A 16,346-nucleotide genomic window follows, 5' to 3' on the forward strand; every position below is an offset into this window, starting at 1 on the left:
TTAAAATCAAATATTTATGAACGCAATTCAAATCAAAGCTGAAGAATTCAGTAATATTCCGGCAACGAAGATTGTCGAATATGGAAAAGTAGAACAAAAGTTTATTCAAATGTACAATGCCATCTGGGGCTCGCAGTTGGGCGAACAGATTTACCACAAAGAAGTATTCAACTTTCAAAAAATACTCCGAGAAAACCCGTCAGTAGCCGAATGTAGCAAGATGTCGTTGTATGGCTGCTTCCTCGACATTGCAGTCAATGGTTTATCCCTTGATAATACAAGCCATCCGCACTGTTACCTGATTCCTCGCAATATTAAGACAGGGCACAAGGATGGAAATAACCGTGACATATATGAAAAGAGAGCCAACGTATCGGTAACAGGTTACGGAGAGCTCACAATGCGTATGCGATGTGGCCAGATTCGTTATGCCGACAACCCCATAGTCATATACGAAGGTGACATATTTTCTATCGGCCTTGAAAATGGCGTAAAGAAGATCACTTACTCGGCAGCTATACCCCGTAAATCAACAAAGGTCATAGGAGCCTTTATTCGTATTGTCCGCATGGATGGATCAGAAGACTACCAATGGCTGCTAGAGGGCGACATACAACGTCTGGCCAGCTTCTCCGCTAGGAATAACTCCTATTGGAAAGATGGTCACAGAGTAGAAGGAAAAGCAAATGACCTCTATTCCTCTAATTACGGAGGTATTGATCCGGGCTTCCTTGAAAATAAGATGATAAAGCACGCCTTTGATGCCTATCCAAAGGTACGCACGGGACAATACACCTTGATGGAGACAATAGAGGAAGAACCCACAGTGATAGATTACGGTATTGCCGAGGAAGTAAATCAAGAACCGGTCGTAGTTGCACCGTTTGGCCCTACAGAGCCGGAGCCGGAACCTGCAGCAGTTTCCGCAACAGTTACTCAGGCAGATGAAAACGAAGGATGGTAACAATAATTTAAAATCAAATATATTATGTCAGAAACAGCACTTATTAAAGTTGAAGAATTTACTTCTATCATGCAGAATGCGCCTGCTACGCTTCAACGTAATCAACAATCTGTAGAAGGTAGCACTAATGCCGGTCAAGCTTTACTTGATACAATAGAAGCGGCCGGAGGTTTAAATGATGAGTTGGATGCTAGCGTGGCGATCTACATAGAACGCATCAAGAAAACTCAGAAGAATATGGAAGAGCGTCGTAAACCTATTACGCAGTTATTCGATCATGTACGCAAGACTTTCACTACTCTTGAAAATACTATTGATCCTAAGGATGCAACATCTATTCCCGGTAAGCTGATAACGATGCGGAATCAATACGCCAAGCAAAAGTTGGAGGCAGAGAAAAAACGTCAAGCTGAAGCTCTTCGTCGTCAGAATATTGAAAATGAAAAGGTGACATATAAGGCTTCGCTTGAAATGGCTATTAGCAAGCATTTCAATGACTACTTTAATAGTAAATCGGGTGTACTATCCCAAATCTGGGAAAGCCTCAATTATTCCAATTTTGCAGAGAAAGCCAAGATGATTAGGGAATGGTCCCTTATATATCCGGCCGAGCATTACAAGATGTTCAGAGACACAATTTCCACGTACTATATTGATCCGGTTACAAAGGCCAGTATCCAAACTGAGTTATCAACAGGCAAATATGAATCTTTAGCTCAGCAATACAAGTTTGATATGGAGGATTTAAGACAGTCTTTTATTGATCGTTTGCCTTCACGACAAAAAGAGATCATGGAGATTGAAGCGCTTCGCAAAGTCAACGAACAAGAAGCTGCGAAAAAGGAACAGGAGCGTAGAGAACGTGAAGATAGAGAGCGTAAGCAGCGCGAGCTCGAAGCATCACAGGAACAGGCTAAGCAAAAAGCTTCTGCCACTGCCGCCGCACAAGTTAGTCAGATGAACAATCTCTTTGAAGTATCGGCCGCTACTGTCGCACCAACTCCGGTTAAAGCTAAGGTAACGGAAAAGATTCAAATATTACATCCTGCAGGAATTCTTGAAATCTATCAGATGTGGTGGGTGAATGAAGGACAATCACTGCCTATTGACGAGCTTGAAAAGATTCACAAGAAGATGATAACTTTCTGTGAAAAGAAAGCGAATAAGGATGATGAGCACATCAAATCAAGCTATGTACAATACGTCGAGGACGTCAAAGCTAAATAGAAATGGCTAGCAATAATCCTGATACATACTATGACAGAAGTGAGGTTAGTAATTCTGACCTCACTGAATTGAAAAACTACCTATATCCAACTACTCAGTACGGAGACAAGGAAGCGGCATTCAAGTTCGGAACTCTCATAGATGCGATGATTACAGAAGCGGATCGTGTCGACTACTTCAAAAGAACCGTTGATAATGTTCGGTATACTCAGGATGATTTTGATCTGGCCGACGCTATGAAGAAATCACTTCGCATGGAAGCTCGCAAAGATCAGTTCTTGGCAAAAGTTCTTGAATTATCAGACACTCAGAAATTTATGGTCAACAAAAATCAAAAGTTCGAGTACGGCAACTTCACGTATACTCTTGACACACGCTGTAAATGGGATTGGTGGCTACCTACTTTCAATTTCGGCGGCGACCTCAAATCTACGTTTGCCGAAACAGTCTCGCAATTCATGGAAGCTTTTTATCATTTCGATTATGACCGTTCACGCTCATGGTACATGGATATAGCGGGAAGCGACAAGGATTTCATCTACGCCATCTCAAAGAAGAACCTCAAAGTTTTTAAAATCTTCATAAACAGAGGCGACAAAATATATTTGAAAGGTAAAGAGAAGTACGACGAACTCGCATTCAAGTACTGGATGTTGTTTGCTTAATTTTTAAAATAAAAGATATGATTATCACACCGAAAGACAGGATTACAGCAGAGCTTACCGAAATGGACAAGTTCCTGAATATTACAATGAGTGAAAGTGCTGAAGAGGCAGTACAAAGAGGTAATGACCTAGCCGTATATGTTGCCCGTACCGGCAAACTATTGGCAGACGCCAAGTATTGGTTAGACGAAGCAATGAAATCGGAGGTGCTTAATACGCTCCGAGATACGGCAAAAGAAGCTAAGGCAACAGCGACGGCAGTCAATGCTCTTGTCGGTTCACTTTGCAAAGAAGAACGCTATCTGGTCAATTGGTGTGAACGCAATAACCGTACTGCAACGCATCAGCTTTCATGGTGTGTAACGATCATAAGTAAAGCAAAAGAAGAAATGAAAATGGCCGGGTTCGGCAATAATAATACAAGGAGGAATTTTAATGAATAAGAACGAATCAATCAGATGTCTCTTTCTCTTCGTCGTAGCAATTATGATGATTGGAGCAGGAAATAGCGATCCGATGCATAGCGGACTAGCCGCTGCTGGATGCGTCATAATCATTTGTCTTGGCGCTTACTCTGTAGCCAAGGCAAAAGAGGAAAACTTCTAAAGTACTGGGGAAGAAGCTTATTGGTAAAGCGTGTAAGCCGTGTCGAAGCGGTCTTGGTTTGCAAGGGTGTTCCCGGTTCGAATCCGGGCTTCTCCACAATATCAATTTTGATAGAATTTAATCATATAAAGTATGGAAAAAGCAAAGAATGTAATCGAAAAAGCTTCTATAAAAGCGGAACGCTGCGAGGCTACCTACAAAGAGAAATACACAGAAGCGAACTACACGAACGAGGTTAGCAAGAAATGCGATCAGATCATACACTCCGATCTAAAAAAGGCATTCAGCGCACTAGTTCCTTTTCTTGTTACGATCACCGAACAACCGGAAGCTAAATTATTTAGTCTAGCGAATATTGACCTTGAACCGACGGAAGATATCCAAACGGAAATTAGCAAGTACGTCGTGACCGGTTACAGCAATGGAGGAAGCGAAGAATCTGCCGGAGTTACCATCATCGGACAGAAAATACTAAAATCAGGCCAAGTACTCAACCTAATTGCGCCATTTACAAAGTTCTCGAATGATGGTTTGGATGGCTATAAATATGGAAGTGAGCTTGAATTAGCTATCCAGTGTTGCGATTACGAAGTATCGGAATACTTGTTTGGAGAGAAATATGGTATTAAGCAAGAAACGCTTGACTTTGAGAGTGATGCGCCTATAGAAGCTTCTGTTGATGGGGCAGCCGAGAATAAACCAAAGAAAAGCAGAAACAAGAAAGCCCGAGTTATTGAGGAAGTGCATATTTTCGACAAGACTGCATAACAAAGAAAGAGAGTGCCCTGTAGCGGGGCACCCTTTAATAAAGAAGAAGCAATGAATATAATTCTAAAATCAAACGTATTCGAACTGCAATTCAGGTATAGGCCAATGATTGTAGGCAAGATAAAGCAGATAGAAGGACGGAAATATGATTCCGTTCGCAAGATATGGACGGTACCAGTCTCCAAAAGGATTGAGCTCGAGCGGCTAGCGTATCAGATTCGGCAGTTTGAGCCAGTAACTTGGGGTACAGGAGATCAACATGTGGCAGCTCGCCAAGAAGAGGATGTTGCCTATGAACTGCCAGAACTTAAAGCATTGGATCGCCCTCACGGGTTAAAAATAGCCCCCTACCCCTATCAATTGGAAGGTATACAGCGAGGCTTAGAATTGAAACGATTCATGAATACGGATGAACCGGGCTTGGGAAAAACGTTGCAATCAATCGCAACGATCAATCTAGCTAACGCCTTTCCTTGCTTAGTTATTTGCCCTTCATCTTTGAAAATCAATTGGGAAAGAGAATGGCACAAGTTTACCGATAAGAAGGCAATGGTGTTATCTGATAATGTTCGCGATACGTGGCCGTTCTTCTGGCAAACAGGTATGTATCAGGTATTCATAGTCAACTACGAATCGCTAAAGAAGTACTTCGTTCAGCGAATCAAAAAGGCCGAAGGATGGACACTTCGTGATGTAGAGTTCAGGCAGACAATTAATCTATTCAAGTCTGTTATTATTGATGAATCTCACCGCTGCAAATCATCCAGCACACAGCAAGCAAAGTTCTCTAAAGGTATCTGCAAAGGAAAAGAATACATTATAGAACTGACCGGAACGCCTGTCGTAAACAAACCAAAAGATTTAGTGCCACAGCTCTCCATACTCGAGCGTATGGATGACTTCGGAGGATACAAAAGTTTCGTTGACCGGTACTGTGCCGGACCAAATGAAGCAAGCAATCTAAAAGAGCTAAACTTCAAGCTCTGGACAAATTGCATGTTCAGGCGCGAGAAATCGCTTGTGCTTAAAGATCTTCCGGATAAGGTGCGCCAAGTACTGACTTGTGAAATCACCAATAGGAAAGAATATAAGGATGCTGAAAACGATCTTATAAGCTATCTGCAGAAGTATAAAGATGCCGATGATGAAAAGATAGCTCGTGCAATGAAAGGTGAAGTGATGGTACGCATTAATATTCTCCGTCAAGTCGCTGCGAGAGGTAAAGTAAAGGAGGTGATTGAATTCGTGAAAGATTTCAGGGAGAATGGACAGAAGATCATTTTATTCTGCTCTCTCCATGAAGTTGTGGATCAACTAAAGATGCATTTTCCCACAGCCGTTTCGGTAACCGGCCGAGATTCTTCGGACGAAAAGCAAGCAGCTGTAGATGCATTCCAGAATAATCCCAAAGTGGACATTATTATCTGTAGTATCAAAGCTGCAGGAGTTGGTCTTACTCTTACAGCTTCTTCCAATGTGGCGTTTGTGGAATTTCCATGGACGTATGCGGACTGTTGTCAATGCGAGGACAGGGCACACCGCATCGGGCAAAAGAATGCTGTTACCATTTACTACTTTCTTGGGAAGAGTACCATAGACGGGAAGATATACCGCATTATACAAACGAAAAAGAATATTGCCAATGCCGTGACTGGTTCCACTGAAGCGATAGAAGAGAATATTGTAGATATGATTGCAAACATCTTTAATAGTAACGATGATGAAGAAGATAATGACGATTTATAGCCGATCAGTGAGAATGTTAATCAATCATCTCTCTCTTGAAGTTATTGCTTATATGGCATGTGGAGCATTTATCGCAATAGTGTCATACCTGATTTATTACGTAGCAAATCTTTTATTGTACTGCTCATGAAAAACGTGATAAAAGCATTCATAGGGACTATAATTTTCTTTATTACAATCCAATTTTTAAACTATTTACTATCATGAAATACATTATTGTAAAGGTTGAATATTACACAGAATCTGGAATGCAAATGGTTGAACGAAACAAGGATAATCCCATTTATGAGACGGATAATCTAAAGTTATTACGGGCCGATTTACAAAGCAAATTCCCGTGCAAAAACATCTATTTTACATATTACGAACTATAATCATGGGAAACGTATTTAAAAAATTTGAAGGTAAAAGAGTTAGGGTTGTTTTAAACAACTCAATGGGCATCCTCATCGAGAAAAACGGCTGTGTAGAAACTGAAGATGAATGGGCCTATTTATACAAGAAAGGAAAAGAGGGTAACGAATATGAAGTTGCTATCAATACCCGAAAGAATAATGTAGTAAGCATTGAAATCATTTAAGATGAACAGAGAAAAATGTATCACATGTGGCCGAGAAACTGTTTCCGTCATACAAACAGATGATGGTTACATGTGTTATAATTGTTACGCAGAGACAAAGGCGTCACCACGAAAGAAAAGAGTGATCAAGCACGAAGAAGCGGATATGCAGGCAGAGTTCTTCCGGCAAGTGAAGATATTATTTCCCAAACTTCCGGAAAAACTTCTTTTCGCTGTTCCCAATGGTGGCAGCCGGCATAAAATAGAAGCGGCCAATATGAAACGGCAAGGAGTTAAAGCCGGAGTAGCTGATGTTATTCTCTTGCTATCTAAGAAAGGATATGCTTCTTTGTGCTTAGAGTTTAAAACCTCTACTGGGCGACAATCAGATGAGCAGAAAGAATTTCAACGGCAAGCAGAATCTTGCCGGAGTAAGTATGTTGTTGTTAGGTCTGCTATGGAGGGGATAAATACATTGAAGGAGTATCTGCTGTGATTATATAATTTCGGCAGAATATTGTAGATTTCAATATATAATTTTGGTGGAATATTGTATAATAAGAAAGATTCTTTATAGGCATAAGGGGATGAGATGGGACAAAATTCAGAAGTCAGAAAAATGTTCCTCAATCTAACACTATTTCAGACTTGTGATAAGACACAAGCATTTGTAGCCCTACCTCGTGAATCATGATGCTTCCCTCTTGGTGCAGCCGATCCTTGATTGATCGATCAATTATTGAAAAGAAGACGTGACACTGTTCTATTTACACAACTAGCCACTCTTTAATGGTCTCCTAACAGTCTCTGAATGTTTTAGGAGTTTTTGAAAGTATCATTGAAGAATAGGACAAATTCTTGAAGAATACCCGTAGAATTTTGTGTGCTACAATGATTTTGAAATACAGAGATTTAGCGAATACCTATTATTAAATAAATATATCTTCCTTAATTTCAAAGAGTTAAAATGAGCAAATGGAATAGAACTTTTTTTTTCCATAAAAAGTATCCCACCATTATATCGTTTATAAATAGATATTTTATATATTTGCGGAATAATATAGTTGAATTTATGTTTAAAATATACCATTATAAATTAAAACGATTTTATGAACTCAAAAATAAATGAATTATCTCCTGATTTTTTGCAACTAGCTCGTATAGCATTAACTGGCAGACAACAGGATATTCAATTGCTTTTGCATCGTACGTCTAAGAAGTTTAGAAATTCCTACCCAGAGCTTACTGATGCGTTAATAGCTTTACTCCAGGAATCTCCGAGCAAAGCAATTCCTCTTCGCAAGCAATCAGAATCTCCTTTACCTGTCGATCTTGATTCTCGCTTACAACTTTTAAGAATAGAAAAAAGCCAATTAGAACATGAACCAATATTAGCCTCTAAAGTTTTAGAACCTTTAAAACAAGCTTTATCTGAGCGAAAGAATACAGCATCATTATTAAAGCATGGTTTGTTGCCTACAAAATCCATGTTATTTACAGGACCTCCGGGAGTAGGTAAAACAATGGCTGCAAAGTGGGTAGCCGAAAAAATGGAAAAACCTCTTCTTGTTCTAGACTTAGCTGCTGTTATGAGTAGTTTTTTAGGTCGAACAGGTAATAATATAAGGTATGTGCTTGATTATGCAAAAAACACAGAGTGTGTACTTCTTCTTGATGAGTTAGATGCAATAGCAAAAAGACGCGATGATAGCAGTGAAATTGGTGAGTTAAAGCGTCTTGTAACTGTCTTGCTACAAGAAATTGATGACTGGCCAGCATCTGGATTATTAATAGCAGCCACTAATCATCCAAATTTGTTAGATCCTGCTATATGGAGAAGGTTTGAAATTGTTTTAGAATTTCAAAACCCTACAGAACCTCAAATAGAAGAATTTATTTATGCTCTTTTAAAAGAAGAAGTCAAAAGCCCTCAAATATGGTGTAAAATTTTATCCAAATCTTTTTTGGGGAAATCATATAGTGATATTGAAAGGCTCATAATTTTAGCTAGAAAGTCAGCCGCCATTAATGATGTTCCGTTGGAAAATAAAATAAAAGATCTATTAATTGTGAGTGATAACTTGAGTCATGAAGAAAGAATTAAACTTGCTTGTATTTTAGTCAATGAAAAAATCATTTCTCAGCGACAAGCTCAAGAGTTAACAGGTATTGCAAGAAACACTATACGTAAAAAAACCAATAAACTTTAAATAATACTATATGGCTAAAAAAAACTTTTTGTTAGGTAAGGGAGAGCGTCTTACAGAGGATGTTCGTATTAAATCTGGAGGAGCCAATAAGGTTCCACCATATACTTTTTCTGAAGCTAAAGAGAGGCTTCAACCAATGTTGAGTAGAGTAGTCGAAGATATTAAACGCATGCCTGATGATACTTGCCCAAATGATTATGTAGTTGCAACAATGACTCTAAATCCGGAATATTTAGCAAAGTCTTATTACCCTAGTGAACTTTTACGTTCTGTGGGTTTAAATGTAGTAGGGAGTCGTTCTCGATCTGTCATACCTGAAAAGAAAAGCAAAAATAGAGAACCTGTTCAAGCTGCAACGACAGAGTTGTTTATAATAGGGAAGCGTTTATCGTTCAGAAAATGGTCTAATGAATTATCAAATTGGGATGGATCCGCTCCGGGTGCAGAACAAATTGTCGAAATAGAGGAGTTGAATTTTCCTGCGCCTAGCACAAAAATAAAGAATATTAAGGATGGTTCACAGACTATTGTCTATGAAGTTGTACTGCATTTAAATGAGGAAGTAGCGGAAGCGGGTTATTTGAATTTATTCAAATTATATCTTCAAAGAAAAGGAATAACAGCTTCTTTTCAGAAGCGTTTTTATGGAGGAGGATTATGTTTCCTCGAATTAGAAGCATCTGCTGATTTAGCTGAATATATTGCGAGCTTTAGCCTTGTTAGAGTCTTGAGAGCCATGCCCTCCCTTAGATTATTGCGCCCTACTATACGTTCTGGAGAAAGTGCTTTTTTTGTTAATTTACCAGATGTCGCACCAATTGACCCAAGTATAAAAGTCGCAATTTTTGATGGAGGAATTCCCCGCAATCATCCCATATGTAAATGGGCTACACTATATGAGATAGAAGGAATTGAAGCATCAGATCCCGAATTATTAGAACATGGCGTTTCTGTTACTTCTGCATTTCTTTTCGGGCATATAGACCCTAAAAAAACTTTACCTCAACCTTACTCGTATGTTGATCATTATCGCGTTCTAGATAATTCACCTGGACAAAATCCTTTTGAGCTGTATGAGGTTTTAGATCGAATAAGCAACGTATTAGCTACAAATAAATATGATTTTCTCAATCTCAGTTTAGGGCCCTGTTTGCCTGTTGACGATGACGACGTTCATGCATGGACTGCTGTACTGGATGAATATTTATCAAAAGGATTGACATTAGCAACAATTGCTGTAGGAAATGATGGAGAAGCAGATCCAGCTATTAATGCAAATAGAGTACAAGTCCCCTCTGATTGTGTAAATGCTTTAGGTGTAGGTGCATGTGATGTTCCTGATTCTGATTGGCAAAGAGCAAGTTATAGTTCTATAGGACCAGGACGCAGTCCGGGACTAATTAAACCTGACTTAGTAGATTTTGGAGGTTCTTGTGGACGCCCCTTCTTGACTCTTGATTATCAAAATGGTAATCATTTATTGGCAACAGGAGGAACAAGTTTTTCAGCTCCAAGTGTATTGCGTTTAGGGGCAGGAATTAGAGCTCACTTTGGTTCGTCTTTGAATCCTCTAGCAATTAGAGCATTATTAGTACATTGTGCGGAAAATGAAAGCATACCTAATTTTGAAATTGGATGGGGAAGAGTTTCTAGAACCCTTGACGATATTGTAATTTGTGATGATCATATCATGCGTGTTGTATTTCAAGGCCGTATTTCTGCATCTAAGTTTTTACGAGCGCCTATTCCTCTCCCTAATGATACTTTAACAGGAAAAGTTACAATAAAGGCTACATTATGCTATGTAACAAACATTGATCCTCACCATCCTGACAATTATACCAAAAGTGGACTAGAAGTAACTTTTCGCCCACATAGAAATAAGAAAAAAAAGACACAAGCAGGAGAAGCAGAACCACTCCACGCGTCAACTAAACCGTTTTTTGGAGAATCCAAGAAGATTTTTCAGACTGAAGGTGAATTAAGACATGACTCATGGAAATGGGAAAATTGTATTCATGCAGAAAAAACCTTTCTTGGGACCAGTCTTTATAACCCAGTCTTTGACATTCATTATAATGCACGATCTGAAGGACATGATGATTCAAAAGGGCAGGAACTACAGTATGCTTTAGTAATAACCGTTGAAGCTCCTAAAGTAAAAGATCTGTATGATCAAATTGTAAGAAAATACGCAACACTATTAGAACAGCTTCAGCCCATAATTGACATTCCTCTTAAAGTCTAATTTTATTTTAAGAAGGAATAAATTTCAAGCAAGTGTTATGCTTATCATTATTTACAGATTGATTATGTCTTTCAGCAATCTCTTGGAATGGATATTATTGAATTAAGCGAAAAAACAAGGATAAACATGATGAAGACATACCGATTAAAGAGTCTGAGTCATTGAATATTCCTCCATAGACATCTTTTTAAAAGATAATTTTCCTGATTCTCAAAGATGTTTATATTGGTATTTTTTTGTCTCTAAATTACAAACATGTGTCACAAAACAACAATGGCGGTAGTAAGCCGCAACAACCCTCAATATTTCCTACTTCTAAAGAAAGAGGGTATAGCTCTCTTCTTACCCATATAGACACCTTAAAAAAAGAGAGAATATCTTTTCTAGACATTCTCTCTTTTTTTTATTTTTTTGTTATACACTATGGCATATAATATACCAGAAATCATCCCTCTGTATCTCCATAAAGTATTTTATCCATAATCTTATTTTTTTATATTATCATTTATGTAGCGCAAAGATATAACCTTGTCTCGGTAATATCAAACCTTTATAAGAATATTCCACACTTCCTTTACTTTTTTTAACTAGTTTAAAATCGTCTGGGGTACCTCTGCATATAAATGAAACACTTAAATCTATAGGATGGTTCAAAGTTACACTCAAATTCCGCACTATATATTTCGCTCTAAAAGATAAATCATAATCATGTTCGAAACAATATTTTTTTTCTCTTTGCTGAGTAATTTCATATTTATTCTTCCCTTTTAAAGTTATCTTGCATTCTTGAATATAAGTATTATCATCTTTTGTTTTTTCAGATATATCAAGGCTGATCTTTTGGTCATCAACCTTACATATTACATTTGAATAATATTCATCCTTTGACAAACCTTCTATATTTATCCAAGTGCGGAAAGGGATAGAGAAAGCGCTTGTATTCTCCGCAATTAAATCAAAACTTATAGTATCCTTAACAATAACAAAGCGCTTTTCATCATTAACCCATTCTATGTCTGTTATAACTCTATAATTATCGTAGTAACTAACTTCGTCATCAGGTAAATATATTTTTTTTATTAATGGAAATAAGTCTTTGCTCATAACAGGAAACTTAGACTTAAACATTGCTTTAGTTACAGCCTCCCAAATTTTCACGATGTCATTCTGTTTATTAAGAAATCTTTCTGAATATATAATTTCTTGCAAGTCCTTTTTAAAAATACCAAGAAATTGGGCTGCATTTGACAAATAGCCAACGATAACCCCAATTACTAATACGTCTGAAACTTTAATAAGAACTTCTTTAATAAGGCCTTCAGATAATAGACTATAAGCATATATATATCCAATAACGCCCAATATCAATATGATCCAAGCACAACTGCCTCGAAAAAATTTATAGGATAGTAAACTTTCAGTATTTTTCTTTTCCATAAAAAACATTTATTTAAAAGTGTGGCGAAAATACTTATAAAAAATGGATATACAAAAACATCTAATCATTTGTTACCTTTTACATACAAATAAAGCCATCATTCTCAAAAATAGAAAACACCAAAAATCCCGATTTAAGATATGGACCTCTTGATATACTCAATATAATAATAACCCCACTAACTGGCAGGGCTTAAATATATAATTTATCCTATTTAAGGCAAGCAAACCTAAAATATCATATTTTATTAACTATCGAATCTAGTGTAGATTTCAATATCTTATTCTTCAACTCATCAAGCTTAATCAAGCCAATACCGAGCTGTTTCAAGGCCTTCATCTCAACAAGTTCTTTCTCTCCCAATATTAAGAATTCTAAATCATCTTTAGAAAGATCTCCTTTAGCTAACTGTAAAGTCCATTTTTCAAGTTTAGGCTTTATTCCTGAGATTAAACCCTCTGCGTCATCTGCTGCTTGTTTTTTATAATCTTTAAAAGTAGATACAGCAATCTCTTTTGCTTGACTTAATAATTCTGTCAAAAGAGAGTTAAAATCAATTGTTCCCATAACATTATATTTAAGATTAATTCGTTATATCAGATGCTTTTATCTTGTTACTTTCTAGACCTGAGATCTGATCGAAAGCTTCACTTACTTGTTCCTTGGATTCAGAAATAAAGGCAGTATTTAGTTTACCATTCTTCTTCCATCTTTCAATAAATCCGCCAAATAGATGACCTTCTTTATTTAATAATCTATTCCACAGCTTTATCGAAAGTTCATTCTTTGGGCGATTCTTTTCATACTCATAAAGCTTCTGCAGATTAGTTTCTAAATCTTGTACTTTCTGAGCATAAGATGTGTAATCACTTGTGGCAAGAGTCATCGTGTTCAAAGCATCAACTTTAATTGAGGTTGTTTGAGCATAAACATACTGATCAAAATGAGAAATTGATGCACAAGAGCAAAGTGTCGACACCATGAATAAAATCATGATGTTGTAGAAAAAAGAAGATTTAAGTGTTTTCATACTAAATAATTTTAGATTCCTCAAAAGTATAGATTACTAACAACAAAAACAATATCTCACTTCTTTTTATTGCTTTTATTAAAATAATTAATAGCACTTCTATTGTTATATTTTTTTCTTAGAATCATAAATATCCGGCATTGACGTTCGTAGATCTTAATCTGTGCCCTAATTGCAAAACTAATAGCCCCTGATAACTTAGGTACCATTAGTAGTCCGAATATTGATCCTAAAATGAAGATTATTGCTATCATATAACTTTTTTTATCAATTTCCACAACGAACTTAAGCAACCTGTTTTCTTATTCATCCAATACACCAAAACAATAATAGCAATTACCCAAGCTATACCACCCGTCCAAATCAGTGTAGTCTGCCACCAACTCAGCTTCTTTTCCACAGGCACAGTAACAACAGACTGCGAAATACTCCTCTTACCAACATTGACAGTCGTTTGTGGCAAATACACTGTATCAGGCTCAGTCTTAGCAGTAGTCAGTAGATTGCCCAGACTATCTAACGAGAATTGTAATCTCATACGCTTAGAGTGCTCTTCATCAAACCATTTGAGCACAACTTTATCGTTCTTATCACACTCAAGCAATGCCCTGATCTTAGCACTATCTTCGGGCAAAGCATAAGGAACCAGCTTCTCAACCACAATAGAATCGTACTTAGTCTCTGAATTGGTTGATGCTTGCTTGGCTGTTCTGCAGGAACACAGAGCAGCAAGCGTTAGTATGATGCCAAACATCACACTAACGTACTGTCTTTTTATAGAGCTTCTCATACGATCTCAATTGAAATGTTATCATCATGCTTGAGCAGCTCAACAAGCCTTTCTTCGTAATAGGTAGAATTCAGCACCATCCCGACTCTCTTGTTCTCACCAACGAGAATGCAGCCAGCAGTATCTTTGGCCGTGTTACCACGATGAATCAATACACCTTCAAATCCCGGCACATTCTGTAAACGGGGCAACAACCGCTTGAATTTAGGAGACACGTTCACAATTACTTTGTACGAACCTTCAGGGATAGCTGTTTGTCCCGGTTGTTTCAGCTTCTTAATTTCATCTAGGCTCATCCCTTCATCCAATCGGTCGGTATCTTCCAATGTATCACAAAAATACTCACCATCAACAAACAACTTTCCGATAGTATAGCCAGACTTCCGGGCTATTCGTTTTAATAACAGCTTAATCATTTCGTTTCCTCCTTTCCTACTCCTTCTTCAATAGCATCACCGATATCTTTCCGCTTAGACTTCACCAAGGCAATAATAACTTTCCAAAGACTAAAGGAATACTTCACGCCTTTATACTCACAGATGTTTTGAAGAATGCTATCCACTTCAAACAAGCAAGCAACGCCCATGCAAACAGCCGCTACAAGCGTAGGGTTAATTCCCAAAGGTTCACCGATGGCTTTACCGATCAACCCACCAAGAACAAGGTAACAGATATAGTCGATCAGCTTGTTTGCTGTTCTCCGTCCGGCTTTACTGTTACGAATCTTTTCTCCCCTTGCCTGTGCCGCTTTAACTCCGAATCTAAAGTCAACGGCCACCAAGATAACCGCCAACATTATCATCCATCTCAAATCCCAAAACAGGCTTAACATCTCACCTCCAAAGATAACAACCGATGTGCCTTTAATTACATTACTCTCTTCCATTTTAAATACTAATTAATTATGTAGGCAAATTTAGAAGCTAGGGAATTGTTGCCTGTTGTCGTTTTAATACAAAGAGTTGTCATTTTAGCAAAAACAACTGATACAACGCCTTACAACAAATTGCCTTAGTATCTTCATCCACTTTTTGTTTAAAATATAATTTGATAGGCAAACTTACCTATATCGGGGAAGAAGAGAGGAGTTAAGAAGATGGAAAGTGGTTGCAAGACGTGCGATTAAAAGACATGTTATGAGTTATCTGAAAAAAACATCTAAAAAAATGGAATCAAAAAAGGACAACATATCAAAACAATGTATATTTTTGCTGATACAATCTTATAAATAAAATCTCTATGAAAAAACTATTATTACTAATGGTCCTCTGCTTACCATTACTCAGTATGACCACAGGAGTTGAAGAGTCATCTTCCGTCTATATTTGTACTGGGTCCAAAGCTACCGTTTATCATTCAAGCAATAAGTGCAGAGGATTAAATCGCTGTAGCGGAGAAATTAAAGCTATCAGCTTAGCAGATGCTAAAGAGATGGGGAGAAGAGCCTGTAAGATGTGTTATTAACAATATATTTATAAACTTTAAAACCAAATATCATGAGTGATTTTTTGAGAACAAACTTGCCATATGGCATCAAGAAGAACGATGAGAATAAATGGATGATTTTTAATAGGGATTATCTGCCATTAGGAATGACTAGAAAGGAAGAAGATTCTTTCAGAGGAAATGAAAAGAAGTTCTACTTTGCGTACAAAGGAGTTACAGAAAAACTCCTTGACAAATTAGGTGAAGGAGAAAATATAAAACGAGATGAAAACGGTAAAATCACAGAGGTATGGCTATATAATGACGGAACAGTTCCGACAACAATGAATGGAGTTGTAGCGGATAGATGGGAAATATACCAAGGAAAACTAAAACTACTATGTCTAATCCAAGCTATATAGCTTCATTATAGCATCAAAATAGATTTATTACTAATTAATAAAAAAAATATGATTTTATCAGACAAACAGAAAGAGACTATAAACAAAAATCTTTCATCGAAAATGGATTTACATTGCCCTATGTGTAATTCTAAAGAAGAGTTTTTTATAAGCGAAGTACCTACTCAAATAATAAGTTTTTCCTCTACAGGAAAAGAAGTTGATTTTTCCAAGGTATCATACATACATTGCCTTTGCGTTCACTGTAT

19 protein-coding genes and 1 tRNA gene are annotated in these 16,346 nt (G+C 37.3%); 14 read left to right on the forward strand and 6 right to left on the reverse strand.

The window, feature by feature from the left end; genetic code table 11:
* The first annotated feature begins 16 nt into the window (after nt 1-16).
* The 13 genes from BQ5338_RS05320 (at nt 17) to BQ5338_RS05365 (ending at nt 10,993) form a co-directional block, all read left to right on the forward strand.
* On the forward strand, nt 17-964 hold the full coding sequence (locus BQ5338_RS05320) for a recombinase RecT (protein WP_071145729.1): 948 nt from the start codon (nt 17-19) through the stop codon (nt 962-964).
* Between the two features lie 24 nt (nt 965-988).
* Complete coding sequence (locus BQ5338_RS05325) at nt 989-2,191, forward strand: hypothetical protein (protein ID WP_071145730.1); 1,203 nt, start codon at nt 989-991, stop codon at nt 2,189-2,191.
* A gap of 2 nt (nt 2,192-2,193) precedes the next feature.
* Complete coding sequence (locus BQ5338_RS05330; protein WP_071145731.1) at nt 2,194-2,856, forward strand: hypothetical protein; 663 nt, start codon at nt 2,194-2,196, stop codon at nt 2,854-2,856.
* 17 nt (nt 2,857-2,873) lie between these two features.
* Nucleotides 2,874-3,299, forward strand: a complete 426-nt coding sequence (locus BQ5338_RS05335) for a hypothetical protein (RefSeq protein WP_071145732.1) — start codon at nt 2,874-2,876, stop codon at nt 3,297-3,299.
* Entirely contained in the window at nt 3,292-3,462 is a 171-nt protein-coding gene (locus BQ5338_RS16820) for a hypothetical protein (protein ID WP_159431308.1), read from the forward strand. The genes BQ5338_RS05335 and BQ5338_RS16820 overlap by 8 nt, the downstream gene beginning before the upstream one ends.
* 6 nt (nt 3,463-3,468) lie before the next feature.
* A tRNA-OTHER gene (locus BQ5338_RS16825) sits at nt 3,469-3,558 on the forward strand.
* A gap of 36 nt (nt 3,559-3,594) precedes the next feature.
* On the forward strand, nt 3,595-4,230 hold the full coding sequence (locus tag BQ5338_RS05340; RefSeq protein ID WP_071145733.1) for a hypothetical protein: 636 nt from the start codon (nt 3,595-3,597) through the stop codon (nt 4,228-4,230).
* Nucleotides 4,231-4,281: 51 nt separating this feature from the next.
* Nucleotides 4,282-5,976, forward strand: coding sequence for a DEAD/DEAH box helicase (locus BQ5338_RS05345; protein WP_071145901.1), 1,695 nt, complete (start codon nt 4,282-4,284; stop codon nt 5,974-5,976).
* A 203-nt stretch (nt 5,977-6,179) separates the two neighbouring features.
* On the forward strand, nt 6,180-6,350 hold the full coding sequence (locus BQ5338_RS16830; protein ID WP_159431309.1) for a hypothetical protein: 171 nt from the start codon (nt 6,180-6,182) through the stop codon (nt 6,348-6,350).
* A gap of 2 nt (nt 6,351-6,352) precedes the next feature.
* A complete protein-coding gene (locus BQ5338_RS05350; RefSeq protein ID WP_071145734.1) occupies nt 6,353-6,556 on the forward strand; it encodes a hypothetical protein in 204 nt (67 codons plus the stop codon).
* Between the two features lies 1 nt (nt 6,557).
* Nucleotides 6,558-7,031: a VRR-NUC domain-containing protein gene (locus BQ5338_RS05355; RefSeq protein WP_205409931.1), complete on the forward strand. Its 474-nt coding sequence runs from the start codon at nt 6,558-6,560 to the stop codon at nt 7,029-7,031.
* A gap of 613 nt (nt 7,032-7,644) precedes the next feature.
* Complete coding sequence (locus tag BQ5338_RS05360; protein ID WP_071145735.1) at nt 7,645-8,745, forward strand: ATP-binding protein; 1,101 nt, start codon at nt 7,645-7,647, stop codon at nt 8,743-8,745.
* A gap of 10 nt (nt 8,746-8,755) precedes the next feature.
* Complete coding sequence (locus tag BQ5338_RS05365) at nt 8,756-10,993, forward strand: S8 family peptidase (RefSeq protein ID WP_071145736.1); 2,238 nt, start codon at nt 8,756-8,758, stop codon at nt 10,991-10,993.
* Between the two features lie 501 nt (nt 10,994-11,494).
* On the opposite strand, the gene BQ5338_RS05370 is transcribed toward BQ5338_RS05365, so the two are convergent.
* The 6 genes from BQ5338_RS05370 to BQ5338_RS05400 all read right to left on the reverse strand — a co-directional run bounded on the left by BQ5338_RS05370 (nt 11,495) and on the right by BQ5338_RS05400 (nt 15,137).
* Nucleotides 11,495-12,430, reverse strand: a complete 936-nt coding sequence (locus BQ5338_RS05370; RefSeq protein WP_071145737.1) for a hypothetical protein — start codon at nt 12,428-12,430, stop codon at nt 11,495-11,497.
* Between the two features lie 238 nt (nt 12,431-12,668).
* Nucleotides 12,669-12,998 (reverse strand): hypothetical protein, encoded by a 330-nt coding sequence (locus tag BQ5338_RS05375; RefSeq protein ID WP_071145738.1) that lies wholly within the window; start codon nt 12,996-12,998, stop codon nt 12,669-12,671.
* Between the two features lie 16 nt (nt 12,999-13,014).
* Complete coding sequence (locus BQ5338_RS05380; protein ID WP_071145739.1) at nt 13,015-13,461, reverse strand: hypothetical protein; 447 nt, start codon at nt 13,459-13,461, stop codon at nt 13,015-13,017.
* A 250-nt stretch (nt 13,462-13,711) separates the two neighbouring features.
* Complete coding sequence (locus BQ5338_RS05390; RefSeq protein ID WP_139265183.1) at nt 13,712-14,251, reverse strand: hypothetical protein; 540 nt, start codon at nt 14,249-14,251, stop codon at nt 13,712-13,714.
* Complete coding sequence (locus BQ5338_RS05395; RefSeq protein WP_071145903.1) at nt 14,248-14,664, reverse strand: DUF5675 family protein; 417 nt, start codon at nt 14,662-14,664, stop codon at nt 14,248-14,250. Before BQ5338_RS05395 ends, BQ5338_RS05390 begins: the two co-directional genes overlap by 4 nt.
* Nucleotides 14,664-15,137 (reverse strand): phage holin family protein, encoded by a 474-nt coding sequence (locus BQ5338_RS05400; protein WP_071145742.1) that lies wholly within the window; start codon nt 15,135-15,137, stop codon nt 14,664-14,666. Before BQ5338_RS05400 ends, BQ5338_RS05395 begins: the two co-directional genes overlap by 1 nt.
* Nucleotides 15,138-15,747: 610 nt before the next feature.
* Between BQ5338_RS05400 and BQ5338_RS05405 the strand changes: the two genes are divergently transcribed.
* A complete protein-coding gene (locus tag BQ5338_RS05405) occupies nt 15,748-16,098 on the forward strand; it encodes a hypothetical protein (RefSeq protein WP_071145743.1) in 351 nt (116 codons plus the stop codon).
* Nucleotides 16,099-16,346 lie beyond the last annotated feature (248 nt).

Source organism: Bacteroides ihuae, assembly GCF_900104585.1.
Taxonomy (GTDB): domain Bacteria; phylum Bacteroidota; class Bacteroidia; order Bacteroidales; family Bacteroidaceae; genus Bacteroides; species Bacteroides ihuae.